Origin of the sequence: Methyloceanibacter marginalis (genome assembly GCF_001723295.1) — a bacterium.
Taxonomy (GTDB): domain Bacteria; phylum Pseudomonadota; class Alphaproteobacteria; order Rhizobiales; family Methyloligellaceae; genus Methyloceanibacter; species Methyloceanibacter marginalis.
On the sequence record NZ_LPWD01000242.1, the window covers coordinates 1 to 3,743 of the forward strand.

General features: G+C 65.7%; 4 protein-coding genes and 2 riboswitches. All 4 genes read right to left on the minus strand.

The window, feature by feature from the left end; translation table 11 throughout:
• Positions 1-72 precede the first annotated feature (72 nt).
• The 4 genes from AUC71_RS09460 to AUC71_RS09475 are packed head-to-tail and all read right to left on the minus strand — an operon-like array spanning position 73 to position 3,319.
• Positions 73-1,533, minus strand: coding sequence for a cobyric acid synthase (locus AUC71_RS09460; RefSeq protein WP_069624068.1), 1,461 nt, complete (start codon positions 1,531-1,533; stop codon positions 73-75).
• A 2-nt stretch (positions 1,534-1,535) separates the two neighbouring features.
• A complete protein-coding gene (cobO, locus tag AUC71_RS09465) occupies positions 1,536-2,156 on the minus strand; it encodes a cob(I)yrinic acid a,c-diamide adenosyltransferase (protein ID WP_069624069.1) in 621 nt (206 codons plus the stop codon).
• Positions 2,153-2,689: a bifunctional adenosylcobinamide kinase/adenosylcobinamide-phosphate guanylyltransferase gene (cobU, locus tag AUC71_RS09470; protein WP_069624070.1), complete on the minus strand. Its 537-nt coding sequence runs from the start codon at positions 2,687-2,689 to the stop codon at positions 2,153-2,155. Before cobU ends, cobO begins: the two co-directional genes overlap by 4 nt.
• A 6-nt stretch (positions 2,690-2,695) precedes the next feature.
• The gene (locus AUC71_RS09475; RefSeq protein WP_158007779.1) at positions 2,696-3,319 is read right to left on the minus strand and encodes a HupE/UreJ family protein; all 624 of its coding nucleotides are present in this window, start codon (positions 3,317-3,319) and stop codon (positions 2,696-2,698) included.
• 34 nt (positions 3,320-3,353) lie between these two features.
• Positions 3,354-3,554, minus strand: a riboswitch (cobalamin riboswitch).
• A gap of 98 nt (positions 3,555-3,652) precedes the next feature.
• Positions 3,653-3,743: riboswitch (cobalamin riboswitch) on the plus strand. This riboswitch is flagged as partial in the annotation.

The window sequence follows — 3,743 nt, forward strand, 5'->3', positions numbered from 1 at the left end:
TCCAAGCGGCGCTCGATCTTTACGGCCGGGCCGACGGGCTGCTGATCGCGCTCGTCATCGTGCTCGCGGCGCTTACCGCGATAACGTGAGCATCGTGTCGATATCCACATGCGCTACCAAATGGGCGGCGAGGCGGTCGAGGATCTCGTCGACTGAGGCCTCATAGGCAATCTGCGGGGCGCCCGCGGCGAAGCGTGCGAGCCACGCCGCACGTTGGCGGTCGTCTGCGAAGAGCCCGTGCACGTAGGTTGCGATCACGCGGCCGTCGGCCGACATGGCGCCCTCGGGCGTGCCGGTCTCGAGAGTCGCGAAGGTTCGCACGCAATCAGGACCGTCGGTGACGCCCATATGCATCTCGTAGCCGGAGAATGGCGCGCCGTCGAACGTGGTGCCGCGTGCCGGCTCCAGGCGCTTCTCGCTTGATAGGGTCGTCTCCACATCGAGGAGACCGAGACCTTGCGCTGTGCCCGGGGGACCCTCGATGCCGTCCGGATCGTGGAGGACGCGGCCGAGCATCTGGTACCCGCCGCACAGTCCGAGCAGCATGCCGCCACGGCGTAGATGGGCGGCGATGTCGATGTCGAAGCCGGCCTCGCGCAGCGCCTTCAAGTCGGAGAGCGTAGCCTTCGAGCCTGGCAGGATCATCAGCGCCGCATCGCCGGGTAGCGCCTGGCCCGGGCGCACGCGCACCAGCTCGATTGCGGGCTCCGCATCCAGCGGATCGAGATCGTCGAAATTGGCGATATGCGGCAGGATGGGCACGGCGATCTTGAGCGCGGCACCTCGTTTCTCGGCGCGCACGGCGTCCAGCGCCAGCGCATCCTCCGCCGGAAGCGCCCGGGCCTCGGCGAAGAAGGGGATAAGCCCCAGCGCCTGCCATCCCGTGATCTCGGCAATCTTTGTCATGCCGCCGGCGAACAGCGCGGGATCGCCGCGGAACTTGTTCACGAGAAAGCCGACGATCATGCCTGCATCGTTCGCGTCGAGCACGGCCTTGGTGCCGGCGAGACTGGCGATGACGCCGCCGCGATCGATGTCGCCGATGAGTATAATTGGCACATCGAAGGCGCGCGCGAATCCCATATTTGCGATATCGTTTTCCCGTAAATTCACCTCGGCCGCGCTGCCTGCGCCTTCGACCAAAACGATGTCGGCCTCGGCCTTGAGCCGCGCGAAGCTCTCCTGCACGAAGCCCATCAGTTCTGGCTTAAGTACCTGATAATCTGCGGCTTTCGCCTTGCCGTAGACGCGGCCCTGCACCACGATCTGCGCGCCGACCTCGCTCTGCGGCTTCAGCAAAACCGGGTTCATGTGCACGCTCGGCGCCACGCCCGCCGCCCGCGCCTGCAACGCCTGCGCGCGGCCGATCTCGCCGCCGTCTGCCGTCACGGCAGCATTGTTCGACATGTTCTGCGGCTTAAACGGCAGCACTTTTAGCCCGCGCAGGTGAAGCGCGCGCGCGAGCCCCGCCACGACCAGCGACTTGCCGACATCGGAGCCCGTGCCCTGAAACATGAGCGCCCGGGCGGACATGGCTAGAATTCGATGCCGGCTTGCGCCTTCACGCCGGCGGCAAAGTGATGCTTGACCAGCGTCATGTCGGTGACGAGGTCGGCCGCTTCAATCAGCTCCGGCTTTGCGTTCCGGCCTGTAACAATGACATGGAGATCGGGGCGCCGGTCTTTCAGCGCGGCGACGACAGACTCGAGCGGGAGATAGTCGTAGCGCAGTGCGATGTTGAGCTCATCGAGAATGACCAGTGCGAAGCTCGGATCCTCCATCAGTTCGACCGCCTTCGCCCAAGCCCGCTCGGCCGCGGCGATATCGCGGGCGAGGTCCTGGGTCTCCCAGGTGAAGCCCTCGCCCATGGAGTACCAGGCAACCTGATCGCCGAACTTGGCGAGCGCGTCGCGTTCGGCCGTGTGCCAGGCACCCTTGACGAACTGCACGATGCCGACGCGCTTGCCCCGGCCGATCATGCGCAGCGCCAGCCCGAAGGCGGCCGTCGATTTTCCCTTGCCGGTACCGGTGTGGACGATGAGCAAGCCCTTCTCCTCGACGGTCTTGCCGGCGACTTCTTCGTCTTGCGCTGATTTCCGCTTCGCCATTTTGGCGCGATGACGTTCTGCTTTTTGCTCGTCGACGGAGTTGCTCATGACGTCCCTTTCACGAAGAGCGGTTGACCGGCGACCACGAGCACAACGCGGCCGGCAATGGCCGCGAGACGCTGGTTGAGCGTGCCTTGGGTGTCGCGGAACGCGCGGCCAAGCGCGTTGTCCGGCACGATCCCCAAACCGACCTCGTTGGAAACGAGAACCGTCGTGCCCTTGCGACGCTGTAGCGCTTCTTCCAGTCTGAGTGTGATCTTGCCGACATCGAACGCGCCATGCATCACGTTGGAGAGCCACAGCGTGAGACAATCGACGAGAACCGCGGCTTCCGGTGGCGCGGCGTCGAGCGCTTGCGGCACTTCATGCGGCGCCTCGATAGTTTGCCAGCCCGCCTCGCGGCGGGCTTTGTGCTCGGCGATACGCGCCGCCATCTCGTCGTCGCGCGCTTCGGCCGTGGCGATATAGACCCACGGCCGGGGCCGCGCGGTGACAAGCCTTTCGGCGTAGCGGCTCTTGCCGGAACGGGCGCCGCCGAGGACGAAGGTGATCCCCTCGCCCCCGGTTGCGTCAGATAGCATTGGAAATCACGCTTCCGGGATGAGCTGTCCGAGAAGGGCGGCCAAGCCGACCCCCACCACCACCGCGCCTGCAAGACGCGGCGCGATCGCCGAGACGCCTTCACCGGCCCGGCGCGTGATCAGCGCAACGCCGACGGATAGCGCGCTCTGGATGACGACGAGGCCCAGCAGATAAGCCCAGAGCGGGGTCGCCTCCGCCGACAATCGACTCGCCGTAGGCATAGCCATGGAAAATCCCGGCGAGGCCGAACAGGCACCCCAAGCGGCCAGCGGCAACGCCCTGCCGGAAGCCACGAGCGCGCCAATCAGTACGACCGAGGCCGCGACGAGAAGCTCGACCCCCGGCAGATTGAACCCGAAAAGGTGGATGACGACGCCGAGCGCCGAGGCCACGACGAAGGCTACTGGGAGCGCGAGGCTTAGTCCGCCAACACCGACCGCAACGCCAACGGCGATGAGAAAAGCCAAATGGTCGAGCCCGATGACGGGATGGGCAAGACCCGAAAGCAGGCCTTGGCCAAAGGTAGACGGCATTTCGCCGCCCATCGCATGGTGAGCCAACGCCGGCTCGATCGTGAGCAGAAGCCCGGCAATTGTGAGGAAAGCGGTGCGGCGTAGAGAAACGTTCATTTGATCCCCCATCGCCCTCCACCCGAGGCGCGGTTCAAGGTTGATGCCGGCGGCAGGTCTCCTGGCTCGCGGGTCGACGCCTTCCCTCGGCCTTCCCGGAACGAAACGCTCCAGTGGCTAGCGGAGGGTGCTCGCCGCTTACAGTTGCGGGGGCAGCCACGGAATCGGGAAAATCCCTCACCGCGTTCCCTATTACGTCCCGCCTCATGCGGGAACCGACGACGCGAGGACTATAGCGGTGTTCGCCGCCGCCGCAAGCGGGCGCACCGGAAACCGCAGACCGGTAGTTGGCTCCGGCCCTAGCGCGGATTGACAAAGGGGGGGCCCGCCCCCTTAAGTGCCCAAATCGACGGTCTCTCGAGATGAGAGCGAACAGGGAACGCGGTACGGAATTGCCCAAATCCGCGGCTGCCCCCGCAACTGT

Coding starts and splice junctions, on each gene's coding strand:
- AUC71_RS09460 (WP_069624068.1), bottom strand. CDS start 1,533: ATGTCCGCCCGGGCGCTCATGTTTCAGGGCACGGGCTCCGATGTCGGC.
- cobO (WP_069624069.1), bottom strand. CDS start 2,156: ATGAGCAACTCCGTCGACGAGCAAAAAGCAGAACGTCATCGCGCCAAA.
- cobU (WP_069624070.1), bottom strand. CDS start 2,689: ATGCTATCTGACGCAACCGGGGGCGAGGGGATCACCTTCGTCCTCGGC.
- AUC71_RS09475 (WP_158007779.1), bottom strand. CDS start 3,319: ATGAACGTTTCTCTACGCCGCACCGCTTTCCTCACAATTGCCGGGCTT.